Origin of the sequence: Caloramator sp. Dgby_cultured_2, from assembly GCF_028872215.1 — a bacterium.
Taxonomy (GTDB): Bacteria; Bacillota; Clostridia; order Clostridiales; family Caloramatoraceae; genus Caloramator; species Caloramator australicus.
In genome coordinates this window covers 255,946-275,827 of sequence record NZ_CP118396.1, presented here as the reverse complement: position 1 = coordinate 275,827, position 19,882 = coordinate 255,946, and the positions used below count along the sequence as shown (strand labels likewise).

Sequence of the window (19,882 nt, the reverse complement as noted above, 5' to 3'; positions counted from 1 at the left end):
ATAACAAATTAAATATTTAAAGACCTTTCTTAAAAAGCAAATCATCTAAATAGCACCATTGCAGAAATGGGTGCAGCCTTTACCTTGTCTCCATATATTTTATATAAAGCATCAACTCCTGCAAGCCTTCCATCAACAGCAACATTCCATACACCATTTGGAATTTTTATATCTACCGCACTTTTATTGGAATTATATATTACAATTATTTCCTTCCATGCATCCCTAGGATAGTCTATTTTAAAGGCAACTGTCCTTGATGGGCAGTCTAAAAATTTTAAATATTTTTTTATGTCTTCACAGGAATTTAATCTAAAGGCAGGATGTTCCTTTCTAAGTCTTATAAGCCCCTTTACGTATTCAAATACATCCCTAAACTCATATTTTCTATCCCAATCAACAGAATTTATTATATCGGGAAGGTTATAGCTGTTTTCATGCCCCTGTTTTGTTCTACAAAAATCACATCCTAAGTGGATAAAGGGAACACCTTGGCTTGTTAAAACTATCGCCTGAGATAATTTTTGAATTCTAACCCTCTCTTCAACAGAATCCTCTTTATTTGTTATGCTAATTTTATCCCAAAGGGTATGATTGTCATGACAGGAGGCATAATTTATGGATTGATCAGGAGAAATAAAAGGTCCCTTTAAACTCTCGTCATAGTTTATTGCTGCTACAACGCCCCTTTTTATATCGTGTTCTTTACTTTCTCCTCCTGCAAATCCCTTTTTCTCCGCTTCAAAGGTATGTCCCCTTATGGCATCCCTTATTATATCATTAAAGTATCCAATATTTGGAGTTTTATATGCATTCATCTGAATAGCCTTTTTATCATGTTCTAAATAAGTATTAAGCGTCCCAACCTTCGCCATAGATGATTATGTTTGGATTTATTTGCTTTAGTTCATCATATATATCATTAATTGTATCTACATCTAATAGCCCTAAAGGTCGAATCTAAATCCATCAATATGATACTCCTTAGCCCAAAATATAACCGAATCCTTAATAAACCTTCTTACCATTTTATTTTCTGATGCAACATCGTTTCCACAGCCACTGCCATTTGAAATATTTCCAAATTTATCGCATCTAAAGTAGTAGCCTGGAAATATCTTTTCAAAGTTGCTTTTTTATAATCATAAACATGATTATATACAACATCCATAATAACCCCAATGTTGTTTTGGTGAAGTTTTTGAATCATTGTCTTTAATTCTCTAATCCTTTCTTTAGGTTCATAGGGATTTAAAGAAAAACTTCCCTCTGGGGCGTTATAATTCTGAGGATCGTATCCCCAATTATATCTTTTAAGCGGATCCCTTTCGTCAACGCTCTCAAAGTGAAAATCATAAAAGGGAAGTATTTGAACATGACTTACACCAAGCTCCTTTATATGCTCAAGGCCGGTTGTAACTCCCTTTTAGAAAAAGTTCCTTCTTCAACAAGCCCTAGAAACTTACCCCTTTTTTGATGTTACTGTTTTCATTTGAGGATATATCTCTTATGCTAATCTCATATATTACTGCATCTACATAGTTTTCAAGTTTAACATATTTGTCCTCTTGCCAATTATAAGGATTTGTTTCCTCTAAATCTATTATAGCAGCCCTTAGGCCATTTATTCCCACCGCCTTTGCATAAGGATCCACAACTTCTTCAATTTTGTCATAAATTTGAACTTTATATGTATAAAAATATCCTTTATATTTTAAATCTACTTCCCCTGAGAAAACCCCATTTTTCTCCTTCATATTAAATATGATGGGGTCCTCTTGAAACGTTGGATCTCCATTTTTATATAAAAGAAGGTCTATGCTTGTTGCTATAGGGGACCAAACTCTAAATTCAATCTTATCGTCTAAGATCCTGCAGCCTAAAAATCCATTGTAATAATATTTTTCATTGAATTCTTCTGTTTTAAAAAGATTGCTATAAGGGACTTCAAAGCATTTGTCTTTTATACTAATATAAGTTTTTCTTTTAATGTCAACGGGTTCGGACAAAATAATCTCACAATGATCTTTTTTCTTGTTTATAATACTAATTTCTATGGGTTCACTTTCTTGATAAACTTTAATATTTTCCCATTCTATCTTTTCAGCATCTTCACAGTATATTTCAATTTTATAAAACGTCACAAAAGCTGCCTTCATATTAATCCCCCATTACTTAAAATATTTCCCCTGCCATGTATCCCTTTCTTCAAATCTTTTATCTATCGCATTTAAAACCTCCCACTTTTTAAGGCTCCAAAGAGGCTCTATAATAAGGCTTCTTGGGCTATCTCCGGTTAACCTATGAACAACCATATCCTCCGGGAGCCTTTCAATGCAGTCTACTATTAAATCGACGTATTCATCCATGGATAAAAACTTTAACTCCCCTCGTTTATAAAGTTCAACAAGCCTTGTTCCCTTCATAAGATGGAGAAGATGTAGTTTTATCCCTTGAGTATTAGTGTGGGCAACAAAGTCAACGGGTTTCAAGGATTCTTTTTTATCCTCACCAGGAAGTCCTAAAATAACATGGGTTACTACATCTATATTCCTTTTTTAAGTTCCTCTATTGCTTTTATATATGTTTCTAAGGGATAACCTCTATTTATAAGTTTTGCTGTGTCCTCATGAATGGTCTGAAGACCAAGTTCCACCCAAAGATAAGTTTTTGTTTATCTCATCTAAAAGATCTAATACATCCTCAGGAAGGCAATCTGGCCTTGTTGCAATTGCAAGGCCAACAACACCATCTATATTTAAAACCGTCTCATACTTTTCCCTCAGCACTTCAACAGGAGCATAAGTATTTGTATAGGCCTGAAAATAGGCTATATATTTTCCTTCCTTCCACTTTTTATGCATCATTTCCTTAACTTCAAAAAATTGTTCTACTAAATTTTCCTTTGTTCCTGCAAAATCTCCAGAGCCCCTTGCACTGCAGAAAATACATCCTCCATGCCCTGCTGTTCCATCTCTATTAGGGCATGTAAATCCTGCATCTAAGGATATTTTAAAGACCTTCTCACCAAACTTTTGCCTTAAAAAATAGTTCAATGAGTAGTATCTTTTACCTCCCCAAAGTTTCAATCCATCACCTTCTTTACACATAAGTCATTCATGTTTAATTTTATTTCTAAATTATAAATTTTGCAATAAAATTAAGCTACCCCAAAATAGAGGTAGCTTAATTTATATAAAAAAGGGGGGATCAAAACTCAACAGATTGATAAGTTTCAACTATAAAGTCAAATTCCTCTTCATCCTTTATCTCTCCAAATCTATCTTCGTCAATATCTGGATAATAATACAAAACATATTTTTCTTTTGATAATAATCCCTCAATGATTATATAGTGCCTGTTTAATATTGCATCCATTAATGTTGCCAAAACCTTAAACTTTTCCCTTTTACCTGTTTTCTCATTTGTAAGGTCAAGATAAAAATCATCATGGAATCTTACGTTAATCCTGTCATGGTCACATGAGACAACATTAGAACCTTCCCTGCAGCCTAAGCATCCATCAAATTTACACCCAACAGAACAATTCAGGCATTTACAACTTGAACATTTTTGAAGCTGCTTAAATTCCTTGTTAAATTCAAACTTATATTTTTCTAATTCATCTATTACCTTTCCATTTGAAAAGATTGAAAATATCCCAGCTTTATTTAATTTTGTTTCAGCTTCTTCTAATTTTTCTATATATCTTTTTAAAACAGGGAGCTTAGTATAATACCTCCTTGTCTTAAGCTCCCTTGTATCTATAAAGGGGAAACATTATCAATAGCAAAGGATAAATCAGAATACATTTTGCCGTATTTTTCTTTTTCTTTGTCTAAAAACTCTCTATCCCTCATATAATCACCCTAAATTTTCTTTGTATTTTCTAAGTTCTTCATCTAAATCTATCTTTTCAAGTTCTTCAAACTCTTTATCTAAACTATCGTTTCTTAAATCTTCCAAACCTTCTGCTATCGCTTCTTTTCTTTGGATCTTTCTTTCTATTTCGTCAAGGCTTATGCTGTTTGTTTTGGATTTTATATCAAGAAGTATCTCATTAACCTTTTCTGCCGCCTTTGCATTGTTGTATCTCGCTGCTGCTTCATCCCTATATCTTCTTGTTTTTTCTAACTCTTCTTCAAGTTCCTTTAGTTTACTTTTTATGATCTCAGCCTTTTTAAAAGCTTCTTCGTAGCTTTTTGTAAATCCTTAAAAACTTTTTCTTCATAAAGTTTTCTCTCAAGGGCCTTTTTAGCAAGTTCTTCATTCCCCTTTGAAAGGGCAAGTTTTACCTTTTCATCAAATTCTTTGATGTTTAGTTTTGAATTGTCGATCTTTTTCTCGATTTCATGAACATTTCCTAAAATTTCTGCAGCAGAAATTCTTGCCTCATTTAGTGCTTCTTCCATATCCCTTATCTTTTGATCTAAAATTTCAATAGGATTTTCAATTTCGTCCATAGCCTTGTTCACCTTTGCTTTAAAAATGTTTGACATTCTTTGTAGGATACCCACATTAACCACTCCTTATCTTCTAAATATTTTAAATATGATATATAAGACTAATAGAAAGACTATAATTTTAAAGATAAAGTTAATTAACGACACTAAAACAAAACCAGTATATACAGACCTAAATGGGCTTCCCAAAATCCTCCCCAAGGGACAGGAATTGGGATGTAATTTTGGTGTATAGCTTTTTCTTTGATAGCTCTTTGGAAGGGGCAAAGTATATTTTGGTGTAGATTTAAATGTTCCTGATTTAAAACCTCCACTGTTAAAGGGACTGGATTTAAAGCTCCCTGATTTAAAACCACCCCCACCTGCCTTAGGCGCAGCATTAACCAATTCTAAAAAGGTGTTAGGAAGGATGTCAAAAGCAATGTAACCGCAAGCCAAAAACCCAATAGCTTTTTCCTCATCTTCAAATCCTCCTTAATCAATCATCACAACTTTATTATATGGTATTTTATACTATATATCAAAGGTATTTTCACTTTATTTTATTTATTTTGTCACCATTTATAGTTTGTTTATTTCCAAATCTCAAAATTTCTCTAATTTGCTTTCGATTTCTTTGATTTTTAAAAAACTTGTCTTTTAATATTATTATATTATATCGATTATCTAATCTTGTTTTATGGTATATTATACTATATAATATAATTAGATCTTTATAGGAGGGAAAAATTATGAGTATAAACCTTTCTGATAAATTAGTTAAGCTCGCTGAAGATATTTCAAAAAGTCCATAATTGGCCTTGATGATCTCCCACCCTATGACCTTTTTTATCCCAGGTTACGGATTTTTTAAACAATAAATTAAATGAAGAATACACCAGCAATATTATCCAAAACTATATAAAGGCTGAAGTTATTTCAAAACCTGAAGATGGTAAAAAAGAGGCTACACAAAGGACCATCTAATCCAATTAATCCTTTTAAATTATATGCGTCCAATACTTACTACAGAAGAAATCAAAGAAGTGTTCAATCTTGCCTTCAATAAGATAAACGAAAAAACCGACGACCTTATAACCTGGGAATTTGCATATGAAATATTTGTCGATCTTCAAAAAGAAACATTAAAAAACTTCATTTCAACAAGTCAAGAAACAGAAAAGAAATTGAAAAAGATAATTGATAATAAGCATCTTAATGAAAGCGATAGTCAAAAACTTTTGATGTTCTTAACAGTTATATCCCTCATCGCCCAAGCTACTGCATATAAAAAGCTTGCCCATAGCCTATTGGAAGAATTTGAAGAAAAATAAATTCAGGGCATAGTTTTATGAATAACTATGCCCTTTTATCATCAACAACTAAGATTTAAACATCCATAACCTCATATGCTTAAAACATCAAATGTAGTTTTTAATATATTATATAAATTTGAATATATTCCATATAATCTTTCATACTTTTTGGCATTTTCTTCATTAGGATAAATCTCATCTACAACCTTTATAAGACTTTCGCAGGCTTCATTTACATCTTTGTAATAGCCATATCCTACAGCTGCAAGGATAGCAGCCCCTAAAGCAGGCCCTTCTGTAGAATTAATTATTTCTATTTTTTTATTAAACACATCGGCAATTATTTGCCTCCATACCCTGCTTTTTGCACCACCACCATTTAACCTTACTGTATTTATATTTATTCCCATATCCTCAATAAGTCTTAAGGAATCTTTCAATCCAAAAGCTACCCCTTCTAATATAGATCTGGTCATATGATACTTATTATGAATCATGTTAAGACCTATAAATGCTCCTTTAGCATTTGGATCACTATATGGAGTTCTTTCTCCCATTAAATAAGGCAAGAATAACAAGTTGTTGCTTCCAACTTCTACTCTTTCTGCTCCTTCTAGTAGCTCATCATAATTGTTATTATTAACATTTTCAACCCACCATTTTAAACATGATGCGGCTGAAAGCATAACTCCCATTACATGCCATTTTCCATTAGCATGACAAAAGGAGTGCAATCTGTTTTCCTCTTCTAAATAAAAATCATTTAAAGATGCAAAAACTACACCTGAAGTTCCAAGTGATACAGTTACATCCCCATTTTTAACAACACCAGTTCCAACAGCTGCTGCTGCCTGATCACCAGCTCCTCCAACAACCATAGTTCCTTCCTTTAATCCTGTTTCTAAAGCTGCTTCTTTTGATACATATCCAGTGCATTCATAGGACTCATATACTTTTGGCAATAATTCAATTGGAATATTTAGTTTTTCTAAAATAAAATTTGACCATCTTCTATTTTTAACATCAAATAACAATGTTCCTGATGCATCGGCAACATCTATCGCTAATTCTCCGGTTAATTTAAATCGTATGTAATCCTTAGGTAAAAGAATATAGGCTATTCTATCATAAATATCTTTTCTGTTATTTCTTATCCATAGTATTTTAGGTGCCGTAAAACCTGTTAACGCTTTATTTCCAGTGTTTAAAGATAAATCTTTTTATTAATAAATGTATTAATATAATCACATTCCTTTTGCGTTCTTTGATCGCACCAAAGAATAGCTGGATATAAAACATTAAAATTTTTATCAAGCATTACTAACCCGTGCATCTGTCCACTTAAACCTATAGATTTTATATCATTAGAATCTATGTTATATTTTTCAATAAGTTCTCGTATTCCTTCCTTAGTCGCATCCCACCATTCTTTTGATTTTGCTCTGCCCAATTAGGGAAAGGAAAATAAATATCATATTCTTTAGACATACTTGCAACAATATCACCGTTTTCATCGACAAGTATTATTTTTACCGAAGAAGTTCCAAGGTCTATTCCTAAAAATACATAAAACCACCTCTAATTTATTAATCAATAAAGAAGGGGGAATTGAAAATTCCCTACCCAAATATTATCGAATTCAATATATTTTCCAAATACTCTTGTCTTCCGCTACCAATGTTTTTAACTTCTCCAATTGAAAGGGCATATTGTTCTAAGTCTTCTAATGTAACTTTTCCGTCAAGTATGTCCTTTCCTATACCCTCTTTGTAGCTTGAGTATCTTTCTTGGATAAATTTATCTATTCTACCGCCTTCAATAATCTTATATGCTATTCTAAGCCCTAATGCAAAGGCATCCATTCCTGCAATATAACCAATAAACATATCCTCAAATGTATTTGATCCTCTTCTTGTTTTTGCATCAAAGTTTAATCCACCCTTTGAAAATCCTCCTGCCTTTAAAACCTCATACATACAAAGTGCTGTTTCATATACATTAGTTGGGAACTGATCCGTATCCCATCCAAGTAAAAGATCCCCCTGGTTAGCATCAATTGAACCAAATACACCGCTTACCCTTGCTATTCTAAGTTCATGCTGGAAGGTATGTCCTGCTAAAGTTGCATGATTTGCTTCGATATTCATCTTAAATTGTTTATCAAGTCCATATTTTCTTAAAAAGCTCAAAACAGTTGCAACATCAAAATCATATTGATGCTTTGTTGGTTCTTTGGGTTTTGGTTCTATGTAAAAATCCCCTTCAAATCCTATTTTTTCGCATAATCTACTGCCAAATTTAAAAATCTTGCAAGGTTGTCCATTTCAAGTTCAAGATTTGTGTTTAATAGGGTTTCATAGCCTTCTCTGCCTCCCCAAAAACATACCCTTGTCCATCAAGCTCCTTTGTTATATCAAGGGCTTTTTTAACCTGGGCACCTGCAAAGGCAAATACATCGGCATAAGGCGATGTTGCAGCTCCGTGGGCGTATCTTGGATGGCTAAATAGGTTGGCTGTTCCCCATAAAAGCTTTTTATTATACTGTTTCATAAGCTCCTTAATAAATTCAACTATCTCGTCTAATGCTCTGTTGGTTTCCCTTAAAGAATCATATTCTGGCGCTATATCTCTATCATGAAAGCAGAAATAATCAAGATTTAATTTTTCCATAAATTCAAAGGCTGCCAATGCCTTGTTTTTATATATTTCTATTTTGTCATTGCCTCCAAAACTTTTGTCTAAAGTCCCTCTACCAAACATATCAGAGCCTTCTCCACACATTGTATGCCAATAGCTCATAGAAAACCTTAAATGTTCCTTCATAGTCTTCCCGCCAATAACCTCGTCAGGATTGTAAAATTTAAATGCAAGCGGATTATCAGATTTTGGCCCTTCATATTTTATCTTATTAATTCCCTTAAAAAACTCCATATTAATCCCCCTATCATATTGTTCTTCTATTGATTATTTCTTTGTATTTATAAAAGCTTTCTTTTTGATCCTCATTTGATTTTTAAAATCTACATAAACAAGTCCAAATCTTTTTGAGTAACCATAACCCCATTCAAAATTATCAAGCAATGACCAGTAAAAATATCCTTTTATATTCAGTCCCATTTCATTCATCTTTTCAACAGCCTTTAAATGTTCAATTAAATATTCTATTCTGTCAGCATCATTTATTTGCCCATCCACTAAATTATCGTCCCATGCTGAACCATTTTCAGTTATATATATTGGTAAATCAGTATATTTTTCTCTGACCATTTTGATTAAATCTATAAATTCATCTGGTGACACATCCCACCCCATGCTTGTCTTTTTATATTCAGAATATGCTCCCCTATATAAAAGGATTGACATAGGATCAAATTCAACAAGGGATCTGTTGTAATAATTTATACCTAAAAAGTCACACCTTTCCCCTATGATATTAAAATCTTCTTCCTTAATAAAGCTAAAATCAGATACTCTATTAGAATATAAATTAACCATATCTATTGGATAGCTTCCTTTAAAAAGAGGTTCTAAGAACCACCTGTTAAAGAATCCATCACAATTGTTTGCTGCAATTTTATCCTTAAACTCTCTGCTTGCTGGATAACTTGGACTTAAATTTAAAGTAATTCCAATTGGCTTTCTCAAACCAAGCCTTCTATATAAATTTACTACCATTCCGTGGGACAATAAAATATGGTGGGCAACCTTTAAGGCGACTTGAAGATCTCTTTTTCCTGGTGCATGTTCTCCTAATGCGTTGGATAAAAATGAAACGCACCAAGGCTCATTATGGGTTATCCACATATCTATATATTCATCTAATTCTTCAAAACACTTTTTGCATATTCTACGAAATACTCTATATTTTCTCTTTTTCCCATCCACCTTTATCCTGAATCCATTGAGGCAAATCCCAGTGGTATAATGTCGCAACAGCCTTAATTCCCTTTCCTTTAAGCTCCTTAAGTAGATTTTTATAAAATTCCATTCCCTGTGGATTGTATTCTCCTTCTTTAGGAAAAATTCTTGGCCAAGCTATTGAAAATCTATAGGCATCAACGCCAAGCTCTTTTATGAGCTCAACATCCTCTTTATATCTATGGTAATGATCGCAGGCTACATCACCATTATCCATATTTAAAACCTTTCCCTTTGTCTTAGAAAATGTATCCCAAATAGAAGAAGTCCTACCATCCTCATCAAAGGCTCCTTCTATTTGATAGGATGAAGTTGCAACTCCAAATAAAAATCCTTAGAAAAAGCCATATTATCCCTCCATTAATCGCTGATCCGCATGCAGCTATTTCTCATTATTAGTCTTGTAGGTATTCTAATTTCATAGGACTCATCGATAGGTTTATCTTCAATTAGGCTCACTAAAACATCTGCAGCTTTTTGACCAATAAGCATTCTATTTTGTTCTATTGTAGTAAGGGGCGGAGTCATAAAGGATGAAAGTTTAATATTATCAAATCCTATTATCGAAATATCCTCTGGAATTCTTACTCCCTTTTCCTGAAAAGTTGTCATAGTAACATAGGCAATATCGTCATATGCTACAAAAACAGCAGTTGGAAGATCATCAATTGTTTTTGTAGAAATTCGAGGGCAGCTACCTTCCCAGCCTCATGAGTATAATCCTGAGCTTCAACTACATATTTAGGATTATACTCCAAGCCCTTAATCTGTAAAAATTCTTTATAGGCTTCAAATCTTTCCCTTCCTGCAACACTATCGAGGGGGCAGGCAATATGACCGATTTTTCTATGCCCTAAAAAGTAAAGATACTCTAAGGCCTGAAGGCTTCCCATCCTGTTATCCGAAATAACTGTATATACATTAGGGTATAAGCCTTCCACTGAAACGCATTTTAAATCACTATCTAACAGACATTGAATTTCCTCTCTAAATTTTGCACCAACTGCAATCAAGACTCCATCTACACCCCTATAAAGGCAATGTTCAAGGTATGAGGAGGCTTTATCCCCAAATCTTTTACTTATAAATACAATGTCATAGCCATATTCGCTAACTCTTAAGTTAAAGCTTTGAAGTATTTCACTAAAATGTGGGTGCGTAATTCCTGCGTGAAGTTCCTGAGATAAGACAACACCAATGAGCCATGTCTTTTTAGTTGCAAGAGCCCTTGCGCTATTGTTTGGCGTATATCCTAATCTATCTGCAACCTCCATTATTTTTTGTATGTCTTTTCGCTTACTGATTTATAGTTATTAAAAGCTTTTGAAACCGCCGCTGGTGAACATCCTGCTTCCTTTGCAACATCATAAATTGTTACCATAGGCACTCCCTCTATTTCTAAATTATTCTAATGATTCATATTTAAAATAATAATAATCTGCGTAGGCACTGTAATCCTGCATATCAATGCAACACATACCAACAAATGCACCAGTAAATCCAAGCGGATTTGCATATTCGTCTGACAATATAGTCACATCAATGTCATAAGGAATTTCATTCCAATTTAATCCGTCCTTTGAGTAAAAGAACTTACCCTTTTCAAATTCAACCTTTAGCTTAAGATAAATCTTCCCATCACCGACTGGTATCTCTTCTATTGGCATTGTAAATTCACCATTGTTTATAACCAAGATTCCAAGGCATTTTTCCCCTTTATTTTCATCATAGGATATTCTTAGAAAATATTGATTTAATTCGTCATATCTATATAAAAGTCCTGCCATCTTTTGAAAATGATTAAAATTAAATTCCAAACAGGTTTCTGCTTCAAATTTAAAATCCGTTTGTCTTCTAACTAAAATATTTTGATGATGATTCGACATCAAGGATTGTCTACCATAAAGCCTTAAAGCTCCATTTTCCAAAATTTCATATTCAGCAGGCCTTCTTAAAGACATGAAATCATATTTAAATTTTTCATCATCAAATCTATATTCATATAATTTGTTTTCAAGCTTATCACCATAGCCTTCAAATTCTAATGGAGGTTCTAAACCTTTATCCTTTAAATATGGCCAATCATCGATCCACACTACCTCTGCTATTGATGTTTCCCTGCCAAGAGGGCACCTTCTCTTATCGCTAATTGGCCTACCGCACAAAAAGCAATCCACCATCTGCCATCCGGCCCTTCACATAAACTTCCATGTCCTGCCTTTTGAATGTATAAATCCTTATTAAATCTTGAAGTTACTAAATGGTCATTAGGATGCAATTCATATGGTCCATAGATATTTTTGAACGTGCGACCGTTACAGCATGGTCATATACAGTTCCACCTTCTGCTGTAATTAAATAATAATAGCCATTTCTTTTGTAAATATGTGGCCCCTCAACAAGACCAAGTTCCGTTCCTTTAAAAATTTTAACAGGTTCCGATATTGGCTTTAGCGTTTCAGGGTCAAGTTCGGTTAATAATATACCTGAAAATTGTTCTTTACCTTCTTTTCTATAATCCCATTCCATATTGACTAAATATTTTCTTCCATCATCATCATGAAATAAAGATGGGTCAAAGCCAGAGCAGTTTATAAAAATCGGATCACTCCATGGCCCTTCGATTGTCGGAGCCTTTATAATATAATTTGGAACATCCTTAAAAGGTCCAAAGGCCCAATTTTTAACATCCGTAAATACTAAATAAAAATACTTTCCATCATAAGATAGGCATGGAGCCCAAATACCTCCTGATTTAGGGTTTCCTATCATATTTAATTTATTTAAATCATCAAGGGGAGATTTAACCCTTTCCCAGTTGGCAAGATCCTTTGATTTTGATATTACAACTCCAGGAAAATATTCAAAAGTAGAATTTGCAATATAAAAGGTTCCATCAACACAGATTATACTTGGATCAGGATGAAATCCAGTTAAAACAGGATTTTTTATCATTCAAAACACCTACCTTTACGTCATTCTTTAACCGATCCCATTGCAATTCCATTAACAATATATCTTGAGAATAAAATGTATACAATTAGTATTGGGATAATCGATACTGCAAGTCCTAAATATATGCTTCCATACTCTGTTCTGTAAACGTCTCCTCTTAATGTTTGCACAAGCATTGGGAGCGTATACTTTTCCATCTTTGATATTAATACAAAGGGTGTAAAGAAATTATTCCATGAACCTACAAAGGCAAAAATTCCCATAGTAACTGCCCCAGGTTTTGCAATTGGAAGCATTATCTTATGAAATATAGTAAGCTCGCTACATCCATCTATTCTTGCAGCTTCAATAAGTTCTTTAACTATTGTTGATTCTAAATATTGAATTGCAAAAAATATCGAACTCGGTGCAGCAATCGCTGGAACAATCAAAGGAATGTAACTGTTTAATAGGTTTAAGATAGACATATATTTATAAAAACCAATTATAGCAACTTGAGTTGGAACCATTACCAAAAGAATAATAAAAGAATATAAAAATTTTTTGAAGCAAAATCATAAACATGAATTGCATATGCAAACATCATTGAAAAATAAACTGTTAGAACAGTAACTGAAACTGAAATCAAGGCACTGTTGAAAAATCCCCTCCATATGTTAAATCCTCTATTGGTTAAGTTTCTCCAATTAACAAGCAGGTTTTTACTCGGTAACAAACTAACCCCCTGCTGTATTTCAGGAGTTGATCTAGTTGCATTAACGAGTAATATCCATAAAGGAACCACGCACATCAAAAACAACACAAGTAAAATAAAATATATAAAAGCCCTCATTATTTTTGTTTTAACCGTGTAATTCATAACCTTTTACACCTCTATTTATACTTTTTATTTCCCTTTTACTCTCTTTTTCTTTTAAGAGCTTAATAATAATTAGTGCTGAAATACATGTTACCAAAAATATCATAACCCCAACACTTGCAGCAGCACCAATGTGCCCTTTATTGCTTGAAAATTTCATATACATTAATATATTCATCGTCATTATAGAACCATTTGGAGAACCTCTACCATCTGTTAACATATAAGGAATATCAAACATCTGCATTCCACCAACCAACGAAGTTACAAGTATATAAACCAAGACTGGTCTTAACAGAGGGAGTGTTATTTTGGTAAACATTTGCCATGAATTTGCACCATCCACCATCGCAGATTCATAAAATGAAGGTGAAATAGAAGTCATTCCCGCCATTATAATAATCAATGTAGTTCCAAACCACATCCACCACTGAATAAAGGCAACTATGCCAACTGTCCAGGTGCTGCTTCTAAAAAATCTATTGCATCTTTAAAAAGCCCTATTCTTACTCCAATTTGATTAACTGGGCCATAATATGAAAACAAATTAAAAAACAAAACCGCAATAGTGGCTGGCATTAATATATTGGGAAGATAAAAAATTGTTCTCCAAAATCCTACAAATCTTATCTTAAGCCTTGTGCTTGTAAACCAAACTGCAAGAAGCATAGCAATTCCAATTTGCGGAATAAAATTTATAAGCCAAATTTTCCATGTATTTAAAAATGATTGAATGAAAAACCTATCTTCAAATAACTTCTTAAAGTTTCCTAATCCAATAAATTTATAACTTTTACTCATAAGAGTCATATCAGTTAAGCTTAAATAAAAAGTATATACCAATGGATAAAGACTAAAAAGTAAAAATCCTATAATAAAAGGCGCTGTAAATATATATCCATAATAGTTTTTATTAATTTTTGAATGTTTCCTCTTTTTAAAACCTGTTCCAAGTCCTACCCCCTTTTTTAGTTTGATGAGAACTGCGCAAGGCAGTTCTCATCAAAAATTCTTATTCAACTATTAAATCAGGCAATGTATTTTTAACAGCCTCTTTAAATTGTTTTATCGCCTGTTCCTTTGTCGCTTTACCAGACACATAATTGTTAAGAGGGTCATTTAATGCACGTTGAATTGCATCATCTGTTCCTTGTAAAAGTTTTAAACTAATGTATGGAGCTGCTTCTGCAAAACTTCTATAGGAGTTTTGTCCTGCGAGGAATTTTGATGTTGAAGCATCGTCAAACTTATCAACTATCTCTTCTACGACCTTTGACTTGATACAAAGTCTCCAGGGCCTTGAGATAGTTTATCTCCTATAGTTGGATCAATCTTTTTAAGATATTCATTTGTATATACGCCAAGAGCCCAATTCTTTAAGTTTTCCTCATCTAATGTAGCAAACTTTACAAAATCCTTAGCAAGTTCTAAATTCTTTGTTCCTTTTACAACCGCAATCCAAGTTCCACCCCATTGATATGGCATTGGCCCTCTAATGCACGCCCAGTCACCTGAAGTGTCCTTTCCTACCTTCTTAGTCTTATCAGATCCTTCAACTTTGACTTCCTTTGGTGAGGAGTTTGGCATCAAAACATAAGGAAGTCCCCAAGTTGGAAGGAAATATGAAAATACCTGTTTAGGATTACCCTTTGCATCTACTAATGAATCGTTCATTCCAGCAAACCAACCCTCTTGCCATTGATTTGCTTGGGCTTCATAACCGCTTTGTCTAAAGGATTTTGCTATCTCAAACAATTCGTCTACCTTTGGATCAATATATAATTTCCCATCAACCACCCAGGGCTTTTCTCTATTAGCAAAAATAAATTTGTAAAATCCCCAACTGACGCAACCATATAAGTATTTCCTTTGGACTTTTCCTTAACTATTTTAGCTGCCTCTTCAAATTTTTTCATATCAGATACTAACTCTTGAATCTTTTCTGGATCATCAGTTCCAAAATATTTCTTTGCGAGGCTTCTTCTGTAGAACATTGCACCTGGAGTTGCTTGGTATGAATAGGCTTTAACTTGTCCATCATAAGTTGCCATGTCGATTGTAAATTGATATGTTCTTAGCTCTTGGGCTAATGGAAGTAAATCTGAAAGATCTTCCAAATAGTCGCTTTCAATAAACTCTCTAACAAAGGACGCCTCAAGGGCTATAATGTCAGGTGCTTCACCCGATTGAAGTGCTGATTTTAACTTAGTTTGATATTCCCCATTAGTCATTGGTATCATGGTGTATTCGATTTTTACATCTGGATGTTTCCCCTATAAGCTACTGCCATTGTCTTGATTTCATCAGTAAAGGACCATATCTTTAAAACTTTTTCACCAGTTTGATTAGAATTTGCTTGTTCTTCTGTCTTACCACAACCACTAAACACACTAACTGTAAGCAAAAGAACAAGAAGCATTGAAATTAGTTTTTTCATTAACACCCTCTCCCCTTATTTTTTATAAACACAGAAAAAGAAACCGGTTTCTTTTCCAAAATAATCTTATCATACTTTTCTAAATATTTCAATAACTTTTTTAACTTTATTATTAGGAAACATTGTTTCCAAGCTAATAAGATAGTTGCATTGATTTCGATTTATTTAGGAAATCGGTTTCTAATTTTTGTCGTTTTATAGGGAATATTGTAATTTTATACCTAATAAAGGTATACTTTTTTAACTTTTTCCGTTATAATTGTTTAAAAGGAGGCGATACCATGCATAAATTTGACCCTAAAAACTTAAAAAAACTTGATAATCCCACAAGAAGAAAATATATGCCACCATATAAAACCCTTGAAAAATTTGGCCTTAAGTCAAAGGGAACAGGAACATTTTTAGATATAGGATGTGGAATAGGGTATTTTACAATTCCTGCGGCAAAAATATTATCAAACGGAAGAGCAATTGGAATCGATATTTTGCCTGAAATGCTAGAACATGCTAAAGAAAGGGCTGAAGGTTTAAATAATATAGAATTTAAACTTTGCGAGGAATATAAATTTCCTATAGAATCCGAATCAATAGATTATGCAATGCTATCAAACGTATTACACGAAATAGAAGATAAAAACAAATATATTAAGGAAATAAAAAGAACATTAAACAATGATGGACAGATTTTTATCATAGAGTGGAAAAAGTCGAAACCAATTATGGACCACCTATAGATCATAGGATATCTCAAGAAGAAGTTATAGAATTATTTCAGTCAAATGGTTTTAAACTACTAGAATATGTTGAAGTTTCTAAGCATCATTATGGTCTAAAATTTATTAAATAAATTGTCGAATTATGCAAATTAACATTTTCTTAACAATTTTTCAATAGCTTTTTAATATAGTTTTGTTACTATTAAATTGTCTTGATTCCCCCTTTAACATAGATTTACTTTTAAAAAAGCCGGCATTTGCCGGCTAAATTACTTTTTGTAAGTATTTCTTTTTGAAGTTTTATTACCCCTTGGTTTAATTTATATTGCTTAGAATTAACAACTACATTTCCGTTATAATTGTTAACTATAAGCTCAAGCTCTTCATAATCATCATATCCTTCATGTTCTTTTTCGATATTTATTTCCAAAGTATCCTTTAATCTCATTGAGATTTTATATAAATTATATTTTCCTTCCTTATATTCAAAGCTCTCACCGTCATCTTTATAGTGGTAATATGCCCCATCTCCTGGATAAATATCTAAAATCAATTTATTCATTTTCTTTTGCCCAACATAATTTTGTTCTTCAAAATTAGGAATTATGCTTCCCTTTTAATAAAAATTGGACAAATATCTAATGGTGCTTCCTTTAATATGTATTTTCCACCCTCATATTCTTCCTTAGTCCAGTAATCTATCCAAGTGCCTTCTGGCAGATAAACCGCCCTTATATTTTTACCCTGTTCAAGGATCGGAGCAACTAAAATATTCTCGCCAAACAAGAATTCATCATTTAATTCATATGTGTTTTTGTCATCTTGATAGTGTAAGAACAAAGGCCTCATTAGCGGTAGACCAGTTAATTCACATTGATACATTAAATCATAAACATATGGTAAAAGCTTATACCTTAACTTAATATACTTTCTATTAATCTCCTCTGTCTTCTCATCAAAGGCCCATGGCTCTTGATCCCTTGTATGAATGCAGGAATGATTTCTAAAAAGAGGGGTAAAACATCCAAGCTGCACCCATCTTGATAAAAGTTCACCTGTTGCATCATATTGGAAACCTCCAACATCAGTTCCACAAAAGGCAATCCCTGATAAACCTAAATTTAAAAGCATAGGAACTGCCATCCTAAGATGTTCCCAAAAACTATGATTATCTCCAGTCCAAACCGTTGAATACTTTTGTGTTCCTGCGTAGCATGCCCTTGTTATAACAAAAGGTCTTTTATTTGTATAGTCCTTTATACCTTCATATGTAGCCTTTGACATAAGGTGACCATAAACATTATGGATTTCAAGGTGATTTGTTGGCCTTCCATCGTTTTTAAATTGAACATCATCAGGTAATGGTCCCTTAAATGAAGCAGGCTCATTCATATCATTCCAAATACCAGCAACTCCATCCTGAAGCATTATCTTTTGTTTTTCCGCCCACCATCTTCTTACAGCTTCATCTGAAAAATCAGGATACAGGGCTTCTCCTGGCCAAACCTCATTTACATAGGGAATACCATCCTTATCCGTTGCAAAATAACCATTTTTTAGTCCCTCTTCATACACAAAATAACCCTTGTCCTTTTTTACCCCTGGATCTATAATTGTAACTACTTTAAATCCCATATCCTTTAATTCTTTAATCATTTCTTTATGATTATTAAATGCTACTTTATCCCAAGTAAATACCCTATAACCATCCATGTAATCAATATCAAGATGAATAACATCGCATGGGATGTCCTTTTCCCTAAAGGTTTTGGCAATTTCTAATACCCTTTCCTTAGGAGAATAACTCCATCTTGACTGTTGATATCCTAATGTCCAAAGCTGTGGAAGGGGAGTTTTTCCTGTAAGATATGTATATCCTTCTACTACATCAGTTACCTTAGGTCCATAAATAAAGTAATAGTCTAAATTCCCATCATCTGCTGCAAAATAATAATAGTTTCCGTTTTCCTTGCCCATGTCAAAATAAGTTTTAAAGGTATTATCAAAAATATTCCAAAGGATGCATTCTCCCTTAAGGTTATAAAAAATGGGATGGATTTATATAAACTTACATAGCTTTCAACATGTGGCCTTGGATCATCAGTATTCCACATCTCATAATAATAACCCCTTTTATTTAAGTGTCCTGTTTTTTCACCCAAGCCATAAAAGTATTCATCGCCTTGCATTTTCTTTACAATTTCTATTTTATATTTTCTAAAGTTTTCTTCTATTTTAATACCCTCACCCTCAGCAATTTTGCCATTTCCCCTTCTTATGAATGGCTTTCTGTCTTCCCTATAGTCTTCGCAAAGAATTTTCCCATCCTTATCAAAGAAATCTACCTTAAAATCATCATGGATTTTAACAATTAGCTTGTCTGTTTTTAGCATTAGGCAATCATTATTATAATTTACATGAAAATCAGTCTTTACTATCTTTAGGCCCTCTATAGCCCTTGAAAAATGATCTTCATATTTAAGGGGAGAAAAGACATTTATAATATCATCCTTTATTACTTCAATAAAACCTTTACCATTTTCAAATTGTATTTCCAATTTATTATCCTTTACAAAATAAAACATAATTTTACCAAACATTGTCCCAACCCTCCTAAATTAACATTTTATTCACAATCTCTAAATACTTTTTAATATTATCCTGTTATTATGGAAATGTAGGATGAAACAAGCATCATACATAAGATACCCCCTCTTTAATATAGATTCATAAAACCCCTAATATTACCTCGCCAAACGGCGAGGTTTTTACTTTTTGTTTCACTTTTAAAATTTTCACAGATTAATTTATCCAATATTTGATAAATATTTGACGCAAGAAGTATTCCAAAGGCAATGGCTCCTGCCGTTGCTGCTGTTTCTATCCCTTTGTTTATCCCTTTCTCCAGTTTTCCAAATACAAGCAAAGTTATAGTATCAAAGGCCATGATTCCTGGAACTAAAGGATACATCCCTGGAATTGAAAAAACATAGGCTGGGGTTTTAAGCCTTCTTGCCATTATTTCACTATAAAGTCCTACAAAGATGGCAGCCAAAAATGTAGCATATATTCCCCTTGAGGAATATTCAAATATAGCTTTATATATTATCCATGCAAACCCACCACAAAGACCAGCCCAAAATAGATTATATCTTTCTATGTTAAATAATATAGCACCTGTAAAACTTCCGATAAAGGCTAGTAAAAATTCCTTCATAGCATCACCCATCCTAATCCTA

The 19,882-nt window shown here is 33.0% G+C and carries 19 protein-coding genes and 8 pseudogenes; 2 read left to right on the top strand and 25 right to left on the bottom strand.

What is annotated here, in order from left to right; all coding sequences use genetic code 11:
- Window positions 1-41: 41 nt before the first annotated feature.
- The 7 genes and pseudogenes from PWK10_RS01845 to PWK10_RS01815 all read right to left on the bottom strand — a co-directional run bounded on the left by PWK10_RS01845 (window position 42) and on the right by PWK10_RS01815 (window position 4,517).
- Entirely contained in the window at window positions 42-875 is an 834-nt protein-coding gene (locus tag PWK10_RS01845; RefSeq protein ID WP_274767198.1) for a hypothetical protein, read from the bottom strand.
- A 146-nt stretch (window positions 876-1,021) separates the two neighbouring features.
- A complete protein-coding gene (locus PWK10_RS01840) occupies window positions 1,022-1,171 on the bottom strand; it encodes a hypothetical protein (RefSeq protein WP_274767197.1) in 150 nt (49 codons plus the stop codon).
- A gap of 27 nt (window positions 1,172-1,198) precedes the next feature.
- A pseudogene (locus PWK10_RS01835) lies at window positions 1,199-1,369 on the bottom strand (hypothetical protein); the annotation flags it as partial.
- A gap of 85 nt (window positions 1,370-1,454) precedes the next feature.
- Window positions 1,455-2,159 carry a hypothetical protein gene (locus tag PWK10_RS01830; RefSeq protein WP_274767196.1) on the bottom strand — a complete coding sequence of 235 codons (705 nt, stop codon included), beginning with the start codon at window positions 2,157-2,159 and terminating at the stop codon, window positions 1,455-1,457.
- 12 nt (window positions 2,160-2,171) lie between these two features.
- Window positions 2,172-3,110: pseudogene (locus PWK10_RS01825) on the bottom strand (TIGR01212 family radical SAM protein).
- A 100-nt stretch (window positions 3,111-3,210) separates the two neighbouring features.
- Window positions 3,211-3,390 carry a hypothetical protein gene (locus PWK10_RS01820; protein ID WP_274767195.1) on the bottom strand — a complete coding sequence of 60 codons (180 nt, stop codon included), beginning with the start codon at window positions 3,388-3,390 and terminating at the stop codon, window positions 3,211-3,213.
- Between the two features lie 474 nt (window positions 3,391-3,864).
- Window positions 3,865-4,517 (bottom strand): annotated as a pseudogene (locus tag PWK10_RS01815) (PspA/IM30 family protein).
- A gap of 677 nt (window positions 4,518-5,194) precedes the next feature.
- Between PWK10_RS01815 and PWK10_RS01810 the strand changes: the two are divergent.
- Window positions 5,195-5,776 (top strand): annotated as a pseudogene (locus PWK10_RS01810) (DUF1836 domain-containing protein).
- Window positions 5,777-5,847: 71 nt separating this feature from the next.
- Here PWK10_RS01810 and xylB read toward each other — a convergent pair.
- The 16 genes and pseudogenes from xylB to PWK10_RS01730 all read right to left on the bottom strand — a co-directional run bounded on the left by xylB (window position 5,848) and on the right by PWK10_RS01730 (window position 15,927).
- Window positions 5,848-7,312, bottom strand: a pseudogene (gene xylB / locus PWK10_RS01805) (xylulokinase).
- Between the two features lie 65 nt (window positions 7,313-7,377).
- Window positions 7,378-8,689, bottom strand: a pseudogene (xylA, locus tag PWK10_RS01800) (xylose isomerase).
- A gap of 33 nt (window positions 8,690-8,722) precedes the next feature.
- Complete coding sequence (locus tag PWK10_RS01795; protein WP_274767194.1) at window positions 8,723-9,643, bottom strand: family 1 glycosylhydrolase; 921 nt, start codon at window positions 9,641-9,643, stop codon at window positions 8,723-8,725.
- Window positions 9,618-9,974 (bottom strand): family 1 glycosylhydrolase, encoded by a 357-nt coding sequence (locus PWK10_RS01790; RefSeq protein WP_274768065.1) that lies wholly within the window; start codon window positions 9,972-9,974, stop codon window positions 9,618-9,620. The genes PWK10_RS01795 and PWK10_RS01790 overlap by 26 nt, the downstream gene beginning before the upstream one ends.
- A gap of 62 nt (window positions 9,975-10,036) precedes the next feature.
- The gene (locus PWK10_RS01785) at window positions 10,037-10,288 is read right to left on the bottom strand and encodes a substrate-binding domain-containing protein (RefSeq protein WP_274767193.1); all 252 of its coding nucleotides are present in this window, start codon (window positions 10,286-10,288) and stop codon (window positions 10,037-10,039) included.
- 26 nt (window positions 10,289-10,314) lie between these two features.
- On the bottom strand, window positions 10,315-10,950 hold the full coding sequence (locus tag PWK10_RS01780) for a LacI family DNA-binding transcriptional regulator (protein WP_274767192.1): 636 nt from the start codon (window positions 10,948-10,950) through the stop codon (window positions 10,315-10,317).
- Complete coding sequence (locus PWK10_RS01775) at window positions 10,950-11,057, bottom strand: LacI family DNA-binding transcriptional regulator (RefSeq protein ID WP_274767191.1); 108 nt, start codon at window positions 11,055-11,057, stop codon at window positions 10,950-10,952. Before PWK10_RS01775 ends, PWK10_RS01780 begins: the two co-directional genes overlap by 1 nt.
- Before the next feature lie 22 nt (window positions 11,058-11,079).
- Window positions 11,080-11,841, bottom strand: a complete 762-nt coding sequence (locus PWK10_RS01770) for a beta-xylosidase family glycoside hydrolase (RefSeq protein WP_274767190.1) — start codon at window positions 11,839-11,841, stop codon at window positions 11,080-11,082.
- A pseudogene (locus PWK10_RS01765) lies at window positions 11,781-12,631 on the bottom strand (glycoside hydrolase family 43 protein). Before PWK10_RS01765 ends, PWK10_RS01770 begins: the two are co-directional and overlap by 61 nt.
- Window positions 12,632-12,651: 20 nt before the next feature.
- On the bottom strand, window positions 12,652-13,140 hold the full coding sequence (locus tag PWK10_RS01760; protein WP_274767189.1) for a carbohydrate ABC transporter permease: 489 nt from the start codon (window positions 13,138-13,140) through the stop codon (window positions 12,652-12,654).
- The gene (locus PWK10_RS01755; protein WP_274767187.1) at window positions 13,140-13,490 is read right to left on the bottom strand and encodes a hypothetical protein; all 351 of its coding nucleotides are present in this window, start codon (window positions 13,488-13,490) and stop codon (window positions 13,140-13,142) included. Before PWK10_RS01755 ends, PWK10_RS01760 begins: the two co-directional genes overlap by 1 nt.
- Window positions 13,474-13,914, bottom strand: a complete 441-nt coding sequence (locus PWK10_RS01750) for a carbohydrate ABC transporter permease (RefSeq protein WP_274767186.1) — start codon at window positions 13,912-13,914, stop codon at window positions 13,474-13,476. The genes PWK10_RS01755 and PWK10_RS01750 overlap by 17 nt, the downstream gene beginning before the upstream one ends.
- 20 nt (window positions 13,915-13,934) lie before the next feature.
- Complete coding sequence (locus PWK10_RS01745; protein ID WP_274767185.1) at window positions 13,935-14,291, bottom strand: carbohydrate ABC transporter permease; 357 nt, start codon at window positions 14,289-14,291, stop codon at window positions 13,935-13,937.
- A 462-nt stretch (window positions 14,292-14,753) separates the two neighbouring features.
- Entirely contained in the window at window positions 14,754-15,287 is a 534-nt protein-coding gene (locus PWK10_RS01740) for a hypothetical protein (RefSeq protein ID WP_274767184.1), read from the bottom strand.
- Window positions 15,251-15,721 carry an ABC transporter substrate-binding protein gene (locus PWK10_RS01735; protein ID WP_274767183.1) on the bottom strand — a complete coding sequence of 157 codons (471 nt, stop codon included), beginning with the start codon at window positions 15,719-15,721 and terminating at the stop codon, window positions 15,251-15,253. Before PWK10_RS01735 ends, PWK10_RS01740 begins: the two co-directional genes overlap by 37 nt.
- A 23-nt stretch (window positions 15,722-15,744) precedes the next feature.
- Complete coding sequence (locus tag PWK10_RS01730) at window positions 15,745-15,927, bottom strand: hypothetical protein (protein ID WP_274767182.1); 183 nt, start codon at window positions 15,925-15,927, stop codon at window positions 15,745-15,747.
- A gap of 281 nt (window positions 15,928-16,208) precedes the next feature.
- Here PWK10_RS01730 and PWK10_RS01725 point away from each other — a divergent pair, with 281 nt between their 5' ends.
- A complete protein-coding gene (locus tag PWK10_RS01725) occupies window positions 16,209-16,661 on the top strand; it encodes a class I SAM-dependent methyltransferase (RefSeq protein ID WP_274767181.1) in 453 nt (150 codons plus the stop codon).
- A gap of 223 nt (window positions 16,662-16,884) precedes the next feature.
- On the opposite strand, the pseudogene PWK10_RS01720 reads toward PWK10_RS01725, so the two are convergent.
- A pseudogene (locus tag PWK10_RS01720) lies at window positions 16,885-19,243 on the bottom strand (glycoside hydrolase family 31 protein).
- Between the two features lie 116 nt (window positions 19,244-19,359).
- The gene (locus tag PWK10_RS01715) at window positions 19,360-19,860 is read right to left on the bottom strand and encodes a threonine/serine exporter family protein (protein ID WP_274767180.1); all 501 of its coding nucleotides are present in this window, start codon (window positions 19,858-19,860) and stop codon (window positions 19,360-19,362) included.
- Window positions 19,861-19,882: the final 22 nt, after the last annotated feature.

Coding starts and splice junctions, on each gene's coding strand:
- PWK10_RS01840 (WP_274767197.1), bottom strand. CDS start 1,171: ATGGATGTTGTATATAATCATGTTTATGATTATAAAAAAGCAACTTTG.
- PWK10_RS01745 (WP_274767185.1), bottom strand. CDS start 14,291: ATGAGTAAAAGTTATAAATTTATTGGATTAGGAAACTTTAAGAAGTTA.
- PWK10_RS01755 (WP_274767187.1), bottom strand. CDS start 13,490: ATGAATTACACGGTTAAAACAAAAATAATGAGGGCTTTTATATATTTT.
- PWK10_RS01845 (WP_274767198.1), bottom strand. CDS start 875: ATGGCGAAGGTTGGGACGCTTAATACTTATTTAGAACATGATAAAAAG.
- PWK10_RS01830 (WP_274767196.1), bottom strand. CDS start 2,159: ATGAAGGCAGCTTTTGTGACGTTTTATAAAATTGAAATATACTGTGAA.
- PWK10_RS01760 (WP_274767189.1), bottom strand. CDS start 13,140: ATGGTTCCAACTCAAGTTGCTATAATTGGTTTTTATAAATATATGTCT.
- PWK10_RS01715 (WP_274767180.1), bottom strand. CDS start 19,860: ATGAAGGAATTTTTACTAGCCTTTATCGGAAGTTTTACAGGTGCTATA.
- PWK10_RS01775 (WP_274767191.1), bottom strand. CDS start 11,057: ATGGTAACAATTTATGATGTTGCAAAGGAAGCAGGATGTTCACCAGCG.
- PWK10_RS01735 (WP_274767183.1), bottom strand. CDS start 15,721: ATGACTAATGGGGAATATCAAACTAAGTTAAAATCAGCACTTCAATCG.
- PWK10_RS01785 (WP_274767193.1), bottom strand. CDS start 10,288: ATGACAACTTTTCAGGAAAAGGGAGTAAGAATTCCAGAGGATATTTCG.
- PWK10_RS01750 (WP_274767186.1), bottom strand. CDS start 13,914: ATGTGGTTTGGAACTACATTGATTATTATAATGGCGGGAATGACTTCT.
- PWK10_RS01730 (WP_274767182.1), bottom strand. CDS start 15,927: ATGAAAAAACTAATTTCAATGCTTCTTGTTCTTTTGCTTACAGTTAGT.
- PWK10_RS01780 (WP_274767192.1), bottom strand. CDS start 10,950: ATGGAGGTTGCAGATAGATTAGGATATACGCCAAACAATAGCGCAAGG.
- PWK10_RS01725 (WP_274767181.1), top strand. CDS start 16,209: ATGCATAAATTTGACCCTAAAAACTTAAAAAAACTTGATAATCCCACA.